The sequence below is a fragment of the Bacillus sp. FSL E2-8868 genome (assembly GCF_038005505.1).
In the GTDB taxonomy this organism is placed as follows: Bacteria; Bacillota; Bacilli; order Bacillales; family Bacillaceae_G; genus Bacillus_A; species Bacillus_A mycoides.
On record NZ_JBBOTI010000002.1, the window covers coordinates 1,952,777 to 1,970,832 of the forward strand.

Below are 18,056 nucleotides of genomic sequence, written 5' to 3' on the forward strand. Positions count from 1 at the left end.
TCACCTTCCACAATCTATTTCAACTCTCTTTATTATTGCATCTCTTCTCTTCATAACGAAATAATGTAATCATATTATGTAATTTCATTTTCAACTATTTCCTTCTAAAGTTTTGCTCGATATAAAATTTTGAACCTTTATTATAAAGGCTCTTTCTTAAATTTTGCTTAATAAAAAATTGAAAGAAATAAGATTACCCTTATCTCTTTCAATTTTTTACTACATACACCTTTTTACTCGGCAATTCTAAACAATTTAACTGACCACCATAAACCGCACCGCCATCAATTCCAATAATACGATTACTACCAAAATACACTCCGCAATTCTCACTACCATGAAGCGTTTTTGTTTCCGTATGGCCAAATACAACAACCTTTTCGCCGCTATATCCATTATGAAATTCATTACGGATCCACATTAACGTATATGGTTCAGATTCAGAAACTCGGTTCATCGGCTCAACACCAGCATGTACAAAGATATACTCTTCTGTTTCAATGTAATGATCTAATTCTTGAATAAACGTTACATGTTCCTCTAATATATGAGATTGTAAAATCGGTTTTTGGAAGTTTTCCTCATTAACCGCAATGTCTTCTTCTACAAATCCATAGCTATATAACGTTTTATCTCCACCATTCCTTTTTACCCAATGGTTCCATGAACGTTCCTCATCAGTCGTTAACGCCTTGATCATCATATCTTCATGATTGCCCTTTAGAACGAGGGCTCCCGCTTCTTTTAACTCTTTTACCTTTTCAATTACTGCACGCGCATTTGGACCACGATCTACATAATCCCCTAATAAAATCAATTGATCCTGTCTTGCATCGTATTGAGCTTCTTCCAATAACTGTTCGAACTTTTCTATTTCTCCATGAATATCACTAATAACAAGTATTCTCTTCATTTCTTCCCCTTCTTTCTAAACCATTCTCTTTCTAATTATAGATTAAAACGACAGAAATTTCTGAATCACAATCCGAAATAGCATTTATTACAAATAAAACTATTATCCTTACAACAATGTAAGTCTCTTGTCATCCAATTCGATGGTTGCAATTACTGCATTTCCTTATACTAAAAGTAAGAAATGAAACAAAAAACAAGGAGAGATGAGATATGAAAAAAGTGATGGAAGTTGTAGTAGCGGTGGCAGAGGTTTTTGTAAATGGGAAACAAGTTGCAATGGAGTTAAACAAATAATGAAAAAGACAAAATTCATTCTAGACCCTTTACTCATATAAACGAGATAAGACTTCATCATTTCTTTGATCCCTTATCTCCCAATAAAGAAAGCCGCATCCTGAAAAAGGATGCGGCTTTCTCTTATTTTTGACTCGTACGAGCTGAAATACTAATTGCTCTATCTGTTGCTTTTGCAGCTTCATCTAAAGCTTCTTTACTATTCTTTCCGTCATACATTGCTTCTAATGCTTTTACAACTGCATCTCTTGATTCTGGGAATACACTAATTAATGCCCCTTGAGTTGCTGGAGATTGCTTCGTTGCTTGTAATTGCTCTACCGTTACTTTTAACTGCGGATACTTTTCATACTGCTCTTTTACTAACGGCTCATTATATGCATCTGGATTAATTGAGAAATATCCTGTTGCAGTATGCCATTTTGCTTGTACATCTGGCTTCGTTAAATATTTCATAAAGTCCCAAGCACCTTGCTGCGTTTCTTCTGAAACCATATTCGTCATCCATAATGATGCACCGCCAATAACAACACCATTTTGTTTCGAATCTTCTGGATACGGAATATACGAAACGCCTACATTAAACTTAGATGCATCAATTAAATCACGAACACCAGCTGAAGAATCTAAATACATAGCAACTTGTCCAGACTGGAACGCAGCACGAATATCATCCCAACTTGCTCCATACTTTCCAAGTGCACCAGCTTTATTTAATTCATCTAACATCCCAAATACTTTTTGACCTTCTTTTCCGTTAAATACCGCTTTCTTTGCAGCATCTTTACGGCCATTTTCGTTGTCTACATATAAAGCACCTTGTGTCGCTAACAACTCTTCAAAGAACCAACCATAATTCAGCATTGAAAATCCATACTGCTTTACATTTCCGCCTTCTTTAATCGTTAACTTTTTCGCCGCTTCTTTTAACTCATCATATGTTTGCGGAGCTTTCTCTGGATCTAATCCAGCCTTCGCGAAAGCATCCTTATTATAAATTAATACTGGTGTAGATGAATTAAACGGCATAGAATACATTTTTTCATCAACTGAATAATAGTTCGTAATTGCTTTTTCTAATTTTGATGTATCGTACTTATCTTTTTTAATCCAGCTATCGATAGGCGTAATCTTTTTGCTATCAATCATATACTTCGTTGTAATTTCACTCGATTGAACAAGAGCTGGCGCTTCTTTCGTTGCAGACATCGTTTTAAATTTCGTTAAAGACTCTTCGTATGTTCCTTGGAACTCTGCCTTTATCTCGTATTTATTCTGCGACTTATTATAGTCTGCAACAAGCCCATCTAGTACACCTTGTGTTTTTCCACCCATTGCATGCCAGAAACGAATTACAGTTTTATCACCATTCTTTTCAACTGGAGCTACTTTTGCCTGTGCTTCAGGTTTCCCCTCTGTTTTACTATTTGAACAAGCTGCGCCGGTTAATGCCATTGTGGCTGCCATTAAAAGAGCAGCACTTTTTTTCAATAAACTCATCTCAATCCCACCTTTTCCTATGTATGCTTATTTAATTGCACCTTTTGTTAATCCTTTTTGTAATTGCTTTTGCCCTAAAAATAGTAAAATCAACGTTGGAATGACGATAACCGTAACACCGGCCATTACACTGCCCCAATCAGTTGCAACTTCTTGAGATTGAAGCTGCTTTACACCAATTTGAACCGTTCTTACTTTTTCATCAGTGGTTACTAAGAGCGGCCACAAATACATATTCCACGTTGTTAAAAAGCTATATACTCCAAGCGTAATAAAACTCGTTTTACAATACGGAATTACAACACTGAATAAAAACCTTACATTTCCAATCCCTTCAATAAAAGCAGCTTCTTTCAGTTCATTCGGAAGTGTCATAAAATGTTGACGTAGTAAGAAAATACCGAAAGCTGTTGCAAAAAATGGCACCGTCATCCCAGCAAAACTATTAATCCATCCGAAGTTTTGAATCGTTAAAAAGTTCGGTACCATCGTTGCTTCCCACGGAATAAGCATTGTTGAAATAAACAAGAAGAAAATTAAGTTTCTGCCTTTAAACTGAAGAAAAACAAAAGCATAAGCTGCTAAACTGGATACGATAAGTTGTCCAAGCATAACAACTGTCGATACAATTAAACTGTTATATAAGTATGTAAAAAGAGGTACTTTTTGAAAAATATTAATGAAATTATCAAAAGTAAATTGAGTTGGAAATAACCTTCTCATTTGAATATCGTCTGGTGTCATAAAGCTTATTAAAAACGCATACAGTACAGGAAAAAACACCATTACTGCACTAATAATGAGCAGCATGTATAATAGGAAATTTTGTTTCCACTGTTTAACGATCATTTATAATGCACCTTTCTCTCAGCAAACTTAAATTGAATCAATGTAGCAATAAAAATGAAAATAAATAATACCATCGCTTGTGCACTTGCTGTTCCAAATTGATGATTCACAAATGCCTCTTTATAAATCGAGTACACAATTAAATTCGTTGCATCATTCGGTCCACCGTGCGTTAAAATATCAATTTGTCCAAAGCTTTGGAATGCACTAATTAACGTTACTGTCACGATAAAAAATAAAGTTGGTGATAGCATCGGTAATGTAACGCGGCGAAGCTTATATAAATAACTAGCACCATCTATAGATGCACTCTCATATAAAGACGTATCAATATTTTGTAAACCACCTAATATAACTAAAAATGCAAATCCTGTATTCACCCAAACCGTTGTAACCGATACAGAAAACAGTGCCCATTCTGGACTCGTTAACCATGCGATTGCAGGAAGATTCATAGAGGCTAATATATTATTAAATAACCCTACACTTGGATGAAATAAAAATAGCCAAATCACTGCACTAGCAGCTACTGATATTCCCATCGTTGAAGAAAACAGTACTCGGAATAACCCGATCCCTCTTACTTTTTCATTTGCAATTAATGCAAGAAATAAGGCGAATACAATGCTAGTAGGAACTGTATATAAAACAAATAATAAAGTTGACTTTATACTTTTGTAGAAAGCAGGATCCGAAAATAAATATTGATAATTTTCTAAGCCAACGAAAAGATTAGCTTCTCCGTGTATATCTGTTAAATAAAAGCTATAGTAGATCGTCCTAAACAATGGATAGAAAAGAAAAATTGAAAATAACAAAATAGATGGCGCCAAAAACAATAATCCTATTCTTAAATCTTTCGTTCTGCCCCATAAACTCTTCTTTTTTGACACTGTTGTTTGAACTGGTAACTTACCTACTTCAATCATTATTTCGCCACCACTTTCAACTCTTCTTCAGCCACCACTTTTAATCGTTCATTCGTATTTTGGTGAAAGAAGCATAGTTTTTCTTGCGAGAATAATAATTTTACTTTGTCACCTTTGTTCAGGAGTAACTGTCCGATGACTTTCGCACTCCAAGTTGTTCCATTTACCGCAAAGTTTAATATAGATTCATTCCCTAATACTTCTACAGATTGCAGTGTCACTTCTTGTCCTTCCTCAGACAGTGCAATATGCTCAGGACGCATACCTATTCGAATAGTTCCTTCTGGTAATTGCTTTAGCTGTCCAATAGATAATGGGATTTGCAATTGCCCTATATGTAATATGCCTTTTTCTTTATCCACTTCCCCATCATTTATATTCATAGAAGGAGAACCTATAAAACTTGCAACAAATTCGTTTGCTGGTTCGTTATATATATCAAGCGGTGTTCCAACTTGTTGTATACTTCCTTTATTTAAAACCATAATACGATCTCCCATAGTCATTGCTTCTATTTGATCGTGAGTAACGTAAATCATCGTAATTCCTAATCGTTGCTGAATTTCTCTAATTTCAATCCTCATCTGTGCACGTAATTTCGCATCTAAATTCGAAAGTGGTTCATCCATTAAACAAATCGGTGCTTGACTGACGATGGCCCTAGCAAGTGCAACACGCTGTCTTTGCCCGCCTGATAATTGGCCCGGTTTCATTTTCACATACTCTTTCAGTCCTACCATTTCAATAGCTTCCATTAATCGCTTTTGTCGCTCTTCTTTTTGTACCTTCCTTACCTTAAGTCCAAATAAAATATTTTCTTCTACAGTTAGGTGTGGATATAATGCATAATTTTGAAATACCATTGATAGATTACGGTCTTTCGGCTCTAAATCATTTGCAACATGTTCATTAATAATTAAATCTCCCGAAGAAATTTCTTCTAAACCAGCCAGCATTCGTAATAATGTACTTTTTCCACATCCCGAAGGTCCAACTAAAACAAAAAATTCTCCTCTTTTAATATGAACTGATACGTCTTTAACTGCTGTCTCTTCCGCATTTTTATATACCTTTGAAACATTTTTCAATTCAATCACAAGGTTGCACTCCTTTTTTCTTCTTGTATCCACACTTCATAATGACTCGTTGAAATTGCACTTGCTCCTGCACGAATTGCGATTTCTGCATCCTCTCGCGTTTGAATCAGCCCACCTGCAATAATAGGGAATTTTATTTCCTCCGCTAGCTGTTTAATAATAGAAGGCATAATGCCAGGCATAATCTCTACTGCATTCGGTTTAGTCGTTTTACAATTTTCAATTGATTTTGTAAGAGATAAAGTATCAACAATAAAAATGCGTTGAATCGTTTTCAATCCAATTTTATTGGCATTTCGAATTGTCGATCCCTTTGTCGAAATAATACCTTGTGCTCCGATAACATCTTGAATATATAAAAGTGCTTCCTCTGTGTTCGTATTTAAGCCTTGTATAAAATCACAATGAAGAAATACATCGTGTCCATGTTTCTGTAGTTCATATACACGCTCTGGTAACTCCAGCATTGAACCAGTCATAAGAAAAACTGTTTTCGGTAATTTTTTGTATGTTTTGTACCCTTTCCAATCCTTTATCATCGCAATATAAGGTTCTTTAAACATTCATTCCACCTATCTTTTCTATTTTTATCCAAACTAAAAACACCTACTTACATAGAACACCTTTCTCCTTATTTGAACTCTAGGGAATAGAGCACACTTAAGAAAGCGGCACGTTATATGTAAGCGGGTGTTCTCAAATGTTCTCTACCCTAGTTATTTTGTTATCTTTACTATATTACGCATTTATTAAGTCAGTTTTGATAAATTGTTAATTAGATGTTAATCGAATGTTAATATTCACCATATCACTTTTACAATAATCTAGATATACGAATAAATCCCAACAGAACACAACAATGTTTAAAATTCAATCAATGTGTAAATTCATTCCATAGTTAATGAGTTTTAGTTTTCTCGCCACTGCTTGCGAAGCAAAGTTATCCCAAGAAGTACTATAAAGCGGAATGCGCTTTTCCTCTTGTATTGATAGTGCCCAGGCTGTAACGACATCAGCACCATATCCATTCCCTTGAAACTCCACTAAAGTTTCCACACTTGCCTCAGCAGCTACGGGCGTACTTCTGGCACTGCAACATATAGAAACTACCTTTTCATTTTTTACAATTGCAAAATAAGGTCGCCTCCATTCCATCTGTTCTATTAGATTAGAAAAATTTTCTCGCAAAAGCTCTTTATTCTTCTCTGTTATTTGTATTGTTCTAGTTGGCTTATGTAAATTATTAGGGAACATGAAAGCAGGACCCACCCAAATATTCTCCACCGTTCTCTCTTCATTTAATACTTTAATAATCTTTGCTATCTCAATGTGATTTGAGCATTCTCGAATTAATTTCTCAATCTTACTTATCATTTCACCATGCAGTTTATAATGATACCTCGTTATATTCCCTTCACGAGTTCTGCTAAGAAAAAAACGTGGTGCTTTCAGATTTCCATTTTCATTTACACACTTTATTCTTCCTACTTGATTATGAACAAATAAAACTTCTGCCTGAATTGCTATTAACTCAAGTTCTGAAAATCGCATTTATACCCTCCTTAACTACTATTTGTAGCCTTCTCGATATAGCATCCATCCATTTTTTCAAAACAAAAATCCCATTTAAATACACATTACTGAATCCATCATACTAAAATGACTTCTTCATTCTGTCTATCTAAATGGGATTATCTCGTGCTTTTTATTTCTTCAGCTTGTTATTCTGCCAGTTGTGGTTGTGGCTGTACTACTTCATTCGCTCCAGCTATCCTCAACATATTCGCAATATCTTTAAAACCTCTTTTTTCAGCATATTGCAGCGGCGTAATATTTTCCTTATTGGCCATATTTACATCTGCCCCGTGGTCAATAAGCATTTGAATTACTTTCTTATGACTTTCACTACCATTTCCTAATACAATTGCTTCTAATAAAGCTGTTCCACCACGTTCATTCTTATAATTCACATCAATATCTGTATGCTCTAATAATTCTTTAACAACCTCTACATGGCCACGCTCAGATGCAGAAATAAGTGCTGTTCCACCTGACTTAGTCGTTTCCTTCGTATTAACTCCTGCATTAATTAATACTTTTACAATATCCGTATATCCTTCTCTACTTGCATAAAGAAATGGATTACTTTGTTTTTCGTCTTGAATTTCAATATCAGCACCCGCATCAATTAATGCTTTAACTGTCTCTACATGATTTTGATACGTCGCTGCAAGGACAGGCGTTTCTCCGTTGTCACCTTCTACATTGATATTCGCTCCATCTTGGATCAGCTTCATAGCTGTTTCTGTGTCTCCAAGCGTCGCAGAAAGTAGCAACTGTTTGTCCATTAAATTTATACTTTTTTCTTCTTTAGATTCTTCCTGTTCTTTATGCTTTTCTTTTTTCTTTTCGTTTTTCACATGAACCGGTTTTGATTCTGGCTCCTCTTGCTTATCGCAAGCCACTACCGTCATTAAAAGTCCTAATAACATACATAATAAAATTTTTTGTTTTCTCACAACTACAGCTCCTATGAAAGATAATGTTTTCTTAACCATTCCTCCATCACATACAATAACTCTTCTTGAGTACATTTATCCATAAGCCCTTTAGATTCCTTCTTTAATCGGATTATCTTAAACTTATACTATGTTTCTCAACCTATTGGAATGATACGCCTGATGGCCTCATCATTAACATTATGAAGCAATTAGTTTAGCACGTTTTTACCGCATTTGTATATATTTCTAAAAAGTACATAAATGATTGCTTTAGGTTACTATATTCCATTGTAACCGTTCTTCTAAAATTTTTACACCTTTTCTATATTTGCACCTGAGTAATAATAGAAAAAGACAACTATATAGTTGTCCTTTTCTATTATTAATGATGCCCACCGTGATTCCCTGTTTTCGGTTTCCCCATCATCTCTTTATTCATTTCCCATTTATGCTCTGATAGCTCTTTATACGAAAGAACTTTCCCCTTATAGTTAGATACAAAACTCTCTGCATCTTTTTTATTTTTAAATGAAATGACATTATAAGCCATCGGTGTCGTTATTGTTTTATCATATACGTAAGTAGCATCTTCTAACGAAACCCAATCTTTCGAATCATAATCTCGAACAAATTTTTCTTTCGTCTTTTCACCTGAATTGATCTCCATCCATTTATACATACAACCGATATCATCAAACTTTAACGCTTTTCCACTTTCTAAAATGATTTCTGTTGCAAATTGATTATCCATTACCCCGATTTGGCAAATATCACATTTATCATGTTTCTCATTAATTGCCACAGCTTTTATTTCCTGTTTTCCACATCCTACTGCCATAAAGATGAAACATACACATATAACAAGTACGACATATTTTACCCTCATTAATATTCCTCCCTAAAAACCGTATACTCCACGAAAAGAATAGCAGAAGGTTGTGTGAGATTTGTGAAAAAACAATGTTCTTTTTGTAATATATGGAACAAAAAAGAGATGTGCAGTTACTTCTACACATCCCTCATCATTCACAACCAGTAATTAATAAATCATCTTCCAGCTTAACTAATAATGTATCCGTATCAATTTCCTGTCCAACTTCTACATTTACTAATCTTATATTTCCACTGATCCCTATCCCGATTTTCTCAAGCTCACCATCATTTTTTCGGATCATCATTAATTTCTCCCATTCATATACGTAAGAGGATTCATTAATAAAAATCTCCTCTACTTTTCCTTTACATGAACTATAAATCTCTTCTATTCTTGTTTCCATTCAAAATCTACTCCCTACTTCACGCGCTTCTCGTTTTCACCTTATTCTACCATTCTTGTACGAAGGCATTTATCTTTTTAAAAATTCAAAATTACCTCATGAACAAAATGATCAAAATAAAGATTATGTTTCTAATGATGTTATTTCTTTAATTATTTACCATTCGAATTGAACCTTTTATTATAAATAAAAAACCTTTTATCTGAATTTTCGTTTTATATTGAAAGCGCAATCATTTTTTGAGGGGGAGATTACATGGTAGCATTACTTGGATTTGCAATGGTATTCGTCTTTATGTTTTTGATTATGACTAAACGTATGTCAGCCTTAGTAGCATTAATATTAGTTCCAATTATTTTCGCATTAATTGGTGGCTTTTATGCCAATATGGGCCCGATGATGTTAGAAGGAATTCAAAAGCTAGCACCTACTGGTATTATGCTTATGTTCGCCATTTTATATTTCGGAATTATGATTGATAGCGGTTTATTCGATCCTGTTATTAGTAAAATTTTAAAATTTGTAAAAGGTGATCCTTTAAAAATTGTTGTTGGTACAGCTATTCTTACTATTATCGTTTCATTAGATGGTGACGGAACAACAACATATATGATTACAGTTTCCGCAATGTATCCACTATATAAACGTCTTGGAATGAATCCACTTATATTAGCTGGGGTTGTTATGTTAGGGGCAGGTGTTACAAATCTTACACCTTGGGGTGGACCAACTGCTCGGGTTATGAGTGCTCTTGGACTTGATGCATCAGAGCTCTTCACACCACTTATACCAGGAATGATTGCTGGTGCAATTTGGGTAGTTTTCGTTGCCTACTATCTTGGAAAAAAAGAAAGAAAACGTTTAGGAATTATGGATGTCCAATATTTAAAACACATGCAAACAATGGATGAGCAAGCTGCGACAGTCGAAGCTGCCGTGCATAAACGCCCGAAACTGCTATGGATTAACTTTTTATTAACTGCTTCCCTCCTCGTTTGTCTCATACTAGAGATTATGCCGTTACCTGTTTTATTTACAGTCGCTTTTGCTATTGCTGTTATGATTAACTATCCAAACTTAGAACAGCAAAAAGAGCGTATTGCGTCTCACGCTGGAAACGTATTAGCGGTTGTTTCTCTCGTCTTTGCTGCTGGAATTTTCACAGGTATTCTATCTGGAACAAAAATGGTAGATGCAATGGCTCAAAGTGTTGTTACTCTTATACCAGATGCACTTGGCCCCCAACTTCCAATTATTACAGCTTTACTAAGTATGCCGTTCACATTTTTCATGTCTAATGATGCCTTTTACTTCGGCGTATTACCTATTTTAACGAAAGCTGCTGCCGCTTACGGAATTAGTGCAGCAGAAATGGGACGTGCTTCGTTACTCGGTCAACCTGTTCACTTACTGAGTCCCCTCGTGGCTTCCACTTATTTATTAGTCGGAATGGCCAAGGTTGATTTTGGTGAACACCAACGATTCACTTTACTTTGGGCTGTTGGAACGACAATGGTTATGTTGATTACTGGAATTGTAATTGGAATTATTCCAATATAAGATGAAACTAGAAAAAACAGTAGAGGAAATGTAATAATCCTCTACTGTTTTTATTGTTGAAAAAATCCCCTATGAAGAAACGCGGAAATACCTTCTTTCTGGCCTTCCCACACTTCCATATATAAGCTCCGCATGCACTTTCTTTCCAGAGATCAAATACTCTAAATAGCGCCTAGCAGTTGATCGGCTTACACCTACCATTGAACTTAGTATCTCTGCAGTAATTCCCTCTTCATTAATAGTTAGCATATGCTTTTTTATTTTTGCTAACGTTAAAGGGTCGATTCCTTTTGGCGCATATTCTATTTGATTTGCCTGCACCCCTCTTTGGGACCATAGATGTTCAATCTGTTCTGAAGATAATTGAGTATTTTTCTTTAACTTCGTAATCTTCTTTTGATAACTTTCTAAACTTGTTTTAAACCGATCAAATGTAAGTGGCTTTACAATATAATCTGTTACTCCGCCTCGTAAAGCATGTCGCACTACATCCGTCTCTGATGCGGCTGTAATCATAATAATATCTGTATCATGCAAATTATGCCTAATATATGTGACGAGTTCAGTCCCTTGCATGTCAGGTAAATATACATCTAATAAAACGAGTTGTGGCTTTACAAACTCTAACCATTCTTTCGCCTGTTCCCCAGTCGTTGCTGTTCCAATTACTTTAAACCCTTCAATTTTTTCAGTAAAACGACGATGAATTTCCGCAATCCGAATATCATCTTCTACAATCAATACTTCAATCCCCTCATTCATTACAATTCGCCTCTCTCTTTCGGTAATGCAATTATAAATAAAGCACCACCTAAATCCCCTTTTTCAATCGCAATACTCCCATTTAAATCTTCCACTAACTCTTTCACTTTCGCTAATCCATATCCACGTTTTTCGCCCGCCTTCGTCGAAAAACCTTTATAGAATATACTTGTAATTATTTCATCATGAACACCTTGTCCTGAATCTTCCACTTCAATTAATATTTCTTCTCCAATGTCTGTTACAAACATTCTTACTTTCTTATTATGTTCGTGATTTCTTTCGATTGCTTCAAATGCATTCGTAATCAAATTCCCTAAAATAGAAACAACGTAATTACTCTCAATATGCGGACTTAACTCTTCTAAACTACTTTCCCGATCTAACATAAAATCAATCTTCAACTCTCGCGCCCTATTATAAAATCCAATTAAAATCCCACCTAACCATGGATTTTGAATTCGTTTCATAATAAATTGAACGAACTCTTGATATACTGCTGTTTCCTTATGAATAAGCTCTAAAGCATCTTCATACGACTCTAATTGGATAAGACCCGAAAGCGTATACAATAAATTGTTATATTCATGCGTTTGTGCCCGCAATGCCTCTGTATATTGCCGCGTTTGAGACAATTCTGCTGTTAATTGATCCATTTCAGATTTCAGGCGTAAACTGGATACTACACCAGTTACTTTATGATTAACTTTAATAGGTAGACGATTAGCAATAACATCCTGTCCCTTTATATTTAATTGGCGATCAAATTGTTCTTCTCCGGTTTGAAGTACATCCAGTATCGATGAATTAGGAATAACATCTAAAATAAATTCTCCCATTATATTTTGTTGTTTATCTAAAGAAAGGATATCGTATGCCGCTTGATTTACTAAACTAACCATTCCATTTTTATCGATTACTACAATCCCTTCACGTACAGATTGAATAACTGTACTATGCTCCTCGTATAAAGATGAAATTTCTTCTGGCTCCATTCCAAACATCATCCGCTTAATACTTTTTGCTAAATATACAGAGCCTATTATTCCAATTAACAGACCTGTTATTGTAATCCAAAACACACGCTTTCCATACACTTCTATCGCTCCATGAATATCATCCATTGAAAAACCAACAGATACTACACCAATAATTTCATTATCCTGATTACGAATCGGGACTTTTCCGCGTAGTGAAGGCCCTAATGATCCCGTTGCTTTCGAAACATAAGATTCCCCTTCTAATAGAACCCCTTCATTATCTCCGCCAACCATTCTCTCTCCTATTTTATCTCGCTTAGGATGCGCATAACGAATACCATCTTTATTTCCAACTACAATAAAATCAGCATCTGTTTCGATTCGAATTTTTTCTGCAATTGGCTGAATAATAGAAGCTGGATTTTCTTTTTGAAAAGCTTCCTGGATTTCCGGTATAGCAGCAACTGTTTTCGCAACATGCAACGCTCTTTTTCCGATTTGGTCTTCTACCGTTTCAGATAATATGTAGTAAAATAAATAACTCGTTAACAGCAGTACAACAAGAATAAGTGTACTAATAGTTAATGTAATTCTCGGTTGCAGTTTCAATTTCTTCAATTTCAAAATCATTCCCCTAACATGGCTAAAGATAGAATTTAAAGAAAATACAGTTTTTTTAAATATCACCTTTTATCATAACACGGTTACTATATATTTCTTTATCTTTATCTTCATAAAGTGAAACTTTAATCAGTGGGGGTTTTGTTCATCCCTCACTGATTATTAGCCTTCACCAATCGGGCATCTACGGGCCGCCCGACTCCCACCTAACTTCTTTGCTCCAGCCGAATTATGAGGTGGGAGTTTTACTGCCCACAAATAGCGGGATAAAAAAAGAAACGAGGTAAAATTACTACCTCGTTTCTTAATGCTTGTTATTACACTTTAAATTTACCAATCATCTCTTGTAATTCTTCAGCCATTCGCGATAAGTGAACTGCTGCTGAATTTATTTCTTCTACTGAAGCTACTTGTTCTTCAGAGGAGCCAGCAATATTTTGAACGCTTGCTGCATTTTCTTCAATCGTTGCTGCAATTTCATTAATAGATGCACTTACTTGTTTTGTATCTATCGTCATTCGCTTCGCTACATCTACCATACTATCAATTTGTACAACTGTATCATTTGTAGATTTCAATATTTCTACAAAGCTTTGCTTCGCCTCATTTGCAACTACAAGCCCTGATTGTACCTCTGTCCCAACTTGATTCATAGAACTTACAGTTTCTCTTATATCAAATTGTATCTCTTTCACTAACTTTCCAATTTCCGTAGAAGACTGTCCCGATTGTTCCGCTAGTTTACGTACTTCATCTGCTACAATTGCAAAACCTCTTCCTTGCTCTCCAGCTCTTGCAGCCTCAATTGCAGCATTTAATGCTAATAAGTTTGTCTGCTGTGCAATATGTTGAATCACTTCTAGAATAGCTCCAATTTGCTTCGACTTATCATCTAATAAAGAAATGACTTCGTCTGACTGTGACACAGACTCATGAATTAATTGCATTTGATTCACAGTTTGTTCAACTAACTTTCCACCATCTTCAGCTTTTTGCTTCGTATACATAGAGGCTGTGGATACTAATGAAGAGCTATCCGCAACACGCTGAATTCCTTCTGTAACTTCTTCTAACAGAGTCGCTCCTTCTTCAACTTCCCGCGTTTGTATTTCTGCCCCACTCGATACTTGTTCCATCGCCCTTGTAATTTGTTCCGTCGCTTCACTTGCTTGCTTCATACTAGCCGTTAATTCTTCCGAAGAAGCTGCTACATGACCAGCTGAAGTATTAATATTTGAAATTACATCATGTAATGATGCCGCCATCTCATTAAAACTTTCACCTAACTGTCCAATTTCATCCCTCGAACGAACAGCAATTGATTCCGTTAAGTCACCTTCGCTAATTTTCCTCGCTGATATAACAAGTTGCTTTAACGGTTTAATAATAGAAGCAATTATGAAGTAAATTATAATTCCACCAATTATTAACGAGATACCAATAACAGTTAATGTTTTATAGAAAATAGGTTCAGCCGCTTCAATTATTTCTTTTGAAGGCATAATTCCTGCTATTTTCCATCCAGTTTGCTTATTTGTTTTAAAGGTAATATTACGATCCTCACCATCTAATGAGAATTTAAAATCACCTATTTCCTGCTTGTACAGCTCTTTTTCAAGTTTCTCTTCTACCTTCTCCCCCGGCTTTAACGCTGGATGTGCTACTACATTTTTATCTTGATCAAAAATTGCAACATACCCTTCTTTACCGATATTAACCATTTTTGAAGTATTTACAATATCATTAATAATTAAATCAATACCGAGAACGCCACTTTTATCTTCATTTTGTTTTGCTATTGTAACAACAATATTTCCTGTCGTTTTTGATTTATATGGAGCTGTGATAATTACTTCACCACTTTTTTTCACTGCCTCTTTATACCAATCTCTTTCTGTAGGATTATACCCTTCTGGCATTTGAAGTACCGGTGATTGAATAAATTGTCCATTACTAGATCCAGTATAGATTGCTTCCATTTCTGGATGTAATTTATTATATTCTTCTAATTTATTTTGCACGTTTTGAAGCTGATCTGCTTGATAGCTCGCTCCAGTGAATAATTTTGTAAAATATGCTGCGTCTACTTTCTTACTATCTAACTCTTTATTAATTACATTATTTAAAACCTTCACGTTATCTTTTGCTGATTGCAAAATTGTTTCATTAAAATTTGTCTTCGCCTGCTGATAAGACGTCCAACCAATTACAATACTTGGTGCAATCAAAATAATAATAAATGATACAAGTAACTTTGTTTTTAAGCTTCTACTCCTTAATTTTCCTTGAAACATATTCCTACCCCTCCATACCGTTTTAAATGCAATTTCTTTACATTTAATCTTTTTATACAAATCATACGATTTAAATGTATTGATGAGACCCTCTTTCTCTTTTCCCTCATCTTTCTCTACATTTAAAGTATTGTTACATACCTTTTTCATTCTATAGAATTTAAATAATTAAAACAATATATAAAAATGTACATTATTCGAAATATTACATTTCACGAAAGAACCTCTAGTATCCCATTTACTAGAGGTTCTTTTCATCTTGCTATTCTTTATCTTTGTTTATTTCTTTCTTCTCATCTTCTACTACTGATACTACAGGTTTATCATTTGATAGTTGTTGCACGGCACCTTTTCCAGCGAATCCTTCTAGTAATTCTTTTAAATCAATGCCAGAAGAAGCTTTTAACGTTTCTTGCATTGTTGCCATTAAATCTGTCGCATACCCTGCAACTTTTCCGGCGCCGCTATTCTTTCCACCACCGCCTGTATCAACGACTGTAATTTTATCAATGTTGCTAAGCGGACTCGCAATTTCTTTCGCATAACTCGGAAGCATTTTAAGAACCATATCCATAATCGCGGCTTGCCCATATAATTCAAATGCTTCTGCAATTTTTTGTTTCGCTTCTGCTTCTGCTAAACCTTTTAACCTAATAACATCTGCTTCCGCTGTACCTTGCGCCTTTTGTACTTCTGCCTTTGCCTGACCTTGTGCTTTTTCAATTTCTGCTTTTGCTAAACCTTCTACACGAACTTCTTCTGCACGTGCTCTTGCTTCTGCTTCAATTTTATATTGATCCGCATCTGCTTTTTTCATTTGTTTTACTTTTTCCGCTTCAGCTGATTGTTCAACAGCATAGCGATCTGCATCTGCCTTTTTCTTTACTTCTGCATCGTATTGCTTTTCACGACGCGCAATCTCTTTTTCTTCTAACTCAATTTGCTTTTCACGCTCAATGATTTTAACTCGCATTTGCTCTTCTGTAACACCTTGTTGCGCTTTCGCTTGTTGTAATTCGTAAGAAAGATCTGCATCTGCGCGAGCTTGTTCTTGGTCCCTCTTATAAGATTGTACTTTTAATTCCTTATGTTTTTCAGCTTCAGCGATTTGTGCATCACGTTGATATTCTGCTTCTTTTGCTTCTTTCTCAGCACGAGCTTTTTCAATTCGTGCCTCTTTTTCACGCTCTGCATTCGCAACTGTTGCATCACGCTTAACCATTGCAATTTGCGGCTGACCAAGTGCATCTAAGTAGCCGTTTTTATCCATTATTTCTTTAATTGTAAAGGAAACGATGCGAAGTCCCATCTTCTTCAAATCAGTAGAGGCCACTTCATGCACCTTTTGTGCGAATTGCTCTCTATTACTATAAGCATCTTCTACTGTCATAGAAGATAAAATAGCACGTAGATGCCCTTCTAAAACTTCTTTTGCTTCTACTTTTAACTCTTCCGTTTCTTTTCCTAAATATTGTTCAGCTGCTGTAGAAACTTCTTCAATTGTCGATCCTACTTTAATAATAGAAACACCGTTTACTGTAATCGGAACACCTTGTTTCGTATACGTATCACGTGTTCCAACTTCTAATTTGTAGTTTAATAAGCTAAGAAGTTCTGCCCGTTGCATAATTGGAACAACGAAAGTACCACCACCGCGGATAATCTTAATCTTCTTTCCATCATCAGTGATAACAACATTCTTTCCACCACCAAGCCAGTTCCCTGTTACAATTAATGCTTCATCTGGACCAACTGTACGATACTTCGTAATAAATACTAAAATGAGTAGAAGTAAAATTGCGAGTAAAACTCCACCGATAATTAATGGAATCGTCATGTAAATTCCCCCTTATAATTTTGGTTTCTTTAAAGAATAAGCGATGTTTTGTACAAGCAAAACACCATCTTGAACTCCTTCAATAATGACCTCGGTTCCTTGTGAAATATCTTTCTTTCCAATTGTTTTCGCTGGTATTGCATTACTTCCAAATGGAGAGGAGATTAACACTTCTCCAAATCCTTCTGTAGGAATTGTCGTAATGACTTCTCCCTTGCGACCAATGAATTCATCCATACGTTGCACCGTATTTTGTTCTGCTTCTGCAATCGGTTTTAAAATTAATATTTTCATTATGAAAACACCGATAAAAGATATAGCAAATGAACCAGCAAAAATAATAGTACTATTAAAGGAAAATAAATATTCTCCTATATAACTAAGTCCACATAACATGGCGAAGAAACTAAGTAGTAAAGTAACAACGGATACAGATCCGCCCCCAAAACTAAATATTGATTCAAATATATCTCCAAAGAAAATATAAATAACAGTGAGTATAGTAGCAATAATAAATCCATATAAATAAATTGTTTCAAGTGGATAACCAAACAAGACCATTTCTTATCCCCCTTTCTTAAACAATCCCTTTTTTGTTATATGTATGCCCCACCTCTTTCAAAGATTATCGTTCTTAATT

16 protein-coding genes and 1 pseudogene are annotated in these 18,056 nt (G+C 35.2%); 1 reads left to right on the forward strand and 16 read right to left on the reverse strand.

Features of this window, described 5'->3' with window-relative positions:
* Positions 1–208: 208 nt before the first annotated feature.
* The 10 genes from NSS74_RS20925 to NSS74_RS20970 form a co-directional block, all read right to left on the reverse strand.
* A complete protein-coding gene (locus NSS74_RS20925; RefSeq protein WP_002029682.1) occupies positions 209–913 on the reverse strand; it encodes a metallophosphoesterase family protein in 705 nt (234 codons plus the stop codon).
* Positions 914–1,332: 419 nt separating this feature from the next.
* Positions 1,333–2,709: an ABC transporter substrate-binding protein gene (locus tag NSS74_RS20930; protein ID WP_002029681.1), complete on the reverse strand. Its 1,377-nt coding sequence runs from the start codon at positions 2,707–2,709 to the stop codon at positions 1,333–1,335.
* Between the two features lie 27 nt (positions 2,710–2,736).
* Positions 2,737–3,558, reverse strand: coding sequence for a carbohydrate ABC transporter permease (locus NSS74_RS20935; RefSeq protein ID WP_002125118.1), 822 nt, complete (start codon positions 3,556–3,558; stop codon positions 2,737–2,739).
* Positions 3,555–4,487, reverse strand: a complete 933-nt coding sequence (locus NSS74_RS20940) for a carbohydrate ABC transporter permease (RefSeq protein ID WP_000573576.1) — start codon at positions 4,485–4,487, stop codon at positions 3,555–3,557. The genes NSS74_RS20935 and NSS74_RS20940 overlap by 4 nt, the downstream gene beginning before the upstream one ends.
* Positions 4,487–5,584 carry an ABC transporter ATP-binding protein gene (locus tag NSS74_RS20945; RefSeq protein ID WP_002134297.1) on the reverse strand — a complete coding sequence of 366 codons (1,098 nt, stop codon included), beginning with the start codon at positions 5,582–5,584 and terminating at the stop codon, positions 4,487–4,489. The genes NSS74_RS20940 and NSS74_RS20945 overlap by 1 nt, the downstream gene beginning before the upstream one ends.
* Entirely contained in the window at positions 5,581–6,147 is a 567-nt protein-coding gene (locus NSS74_RS20950; protein ID WP_002010401.1) for a glycerol-3-phosphate responsive antiterminator, read from the reverse strand. Before NSS74_RS20950 ends, NSS74_RS20945 begins: the two co-directional genes overlap by 4 nt.
* Before the next feature lie 307 nt (positions 6,148–6,454).
* The gene (locus NSS74_RS20955; RefSeq protein ID WP_002125110.1) at positions 6,455–7,135 is read right to left on the reverse strand and encodes a GNAT family N-acetyltransferase; all 681 of its coding nucleotides are present in this window, start codon (positions 7,133–7,135) and stop codon (positions 6,455–6,457) included.
* Between the two features lie 170 nt (positions 7,136–7,305).
* Entirely contained in the window at positions 7,306–8,178 is an 873-nt protein-coding gene (locus NSS74_RS20960; RefSeq protein ID WP_002029673.1) for an ankyrin repeat domain-containing protein, read from the reverse strand.
* Between the two features lie 289 nt (positions 8,179–8,467).
* Positions 8,468–8,971, reverse strand: a complete 504-nt coding sequence (locus tag NSS74_RS20965) for a nitrous oxide reductase accessory protein NosL (protein ID WP_002140312.1) — start codon at positions 8,969–8,971, stop codon at positions 8,468–8,470.
* Between the two features lie 136 nt (positions 8,972–9,107).
* Positions 9,108–9,362 (reverse strand): hypothetical protein, encoded by a 255-nt coding sequence (locus tag NSS74_RS20970; protein ID WP_002029671.1) that lies wholly within the window; start codon positions 9,360–9,362, stop codon positions 9,108–9,110.
* A 255-nt stretch (positions 9,363–9,617) separates the two neighbouring features.
* Here NSS74_RS20970 and NSS74_RS20975 point away from each other — a divergent pair, with 255 nt between their 5' ends.
* Complete coding sequence (locus tag NSS74_RS20975; RefSeq protein ID WP_002140311.1) at positions 9,618–10,922, forward strand: CitMHS family transporter; 1,305 nt, start codon at positions 9,618–9,620, stop codon at positions 10,920–10,922.
* Between the two features lie 69 nt (positions 10,923–10,991).
* Here the strand turns inward: NSS74_RS20975 and NSS74_RS20980 are convergent, their stop codons facing one another.
* The 6 genes and pseudogenes from NSS74_RS20980 to NSS74_RS21000 form a co-directional block, all read right to left on the reverse strand.
* A complete protein-coding gene (locus NSS74_RS20980; RefSeq protein WP_002029668.1) occupies positions 10,992–11,684 on the reverse strand; it encodes a response regulator in 693 nt (230 codons plus the stop codon).
* A complete protein-coding gene (locus NSS74_RS20985) occupies positions 11,684–13,294 on the reverse strand; it encodes an ATP-binding protein (protein ID WP_033716301.1) in 1,611 nt (536 codons plus the stop codon). Before NSS74_RS20985 ends, NSS74_RS20980 begins: the two co-directional genes overlap by 1 nt.
* Positions 13,295–13,602: 308 nt before the next feature.
* Positions 13,603–14,550 carry a methyl-accepting chemotaxis protein gene (locus NSS74_RS27990; RefSeq protein WP_431179786.1) on the reverse strand — a complete coding sequence of 316 codons (948 nt, stop codon included), beginning with the start codon at positions 14,548–14,550 and terminating at the stop codon, positions 13,603–13,605.
* Positions 14,542–15,729, reverse strand: a pseudogene (locus tag NSS74_RS27995) (HAMP domain-containing protein); the annotation flags it as partial. The gene NSS74_RS27990 and the pseudogene NSS74_RS27995, both read right to left, overlap by 9 nt.
* Positions 15,730–15,841: 112 nt before the next feature.
* Positions 15,842–17,416 carry a flotillin family protein gene (locus NSS74_RS20995; protein WP_002029662.1) on the reverse strand — a complete coding sequence of 525 codons (1,575 nt, stop codon included), beginning with the start codon at positions 17,414–17,416 and terminating at the stop codon, positions 15,842–15,844.
* 12 nt (positions 17,417–17,428) lie between these two features.
* The gene (locus NSS74_RS21000; protein ID WP_002134284.1) at positions 17,429–17,977 is read right to left on the reverse strand and encodes an NfeD family protein; all 549 of its coding nucleotides are present in this window, start codon (positions 17,975–17,977) and stop codon (positions 17,429–17,431) included.
* Between the last annotated feature and the right edge of the window lie 79 nt (positions 17,978–18,056).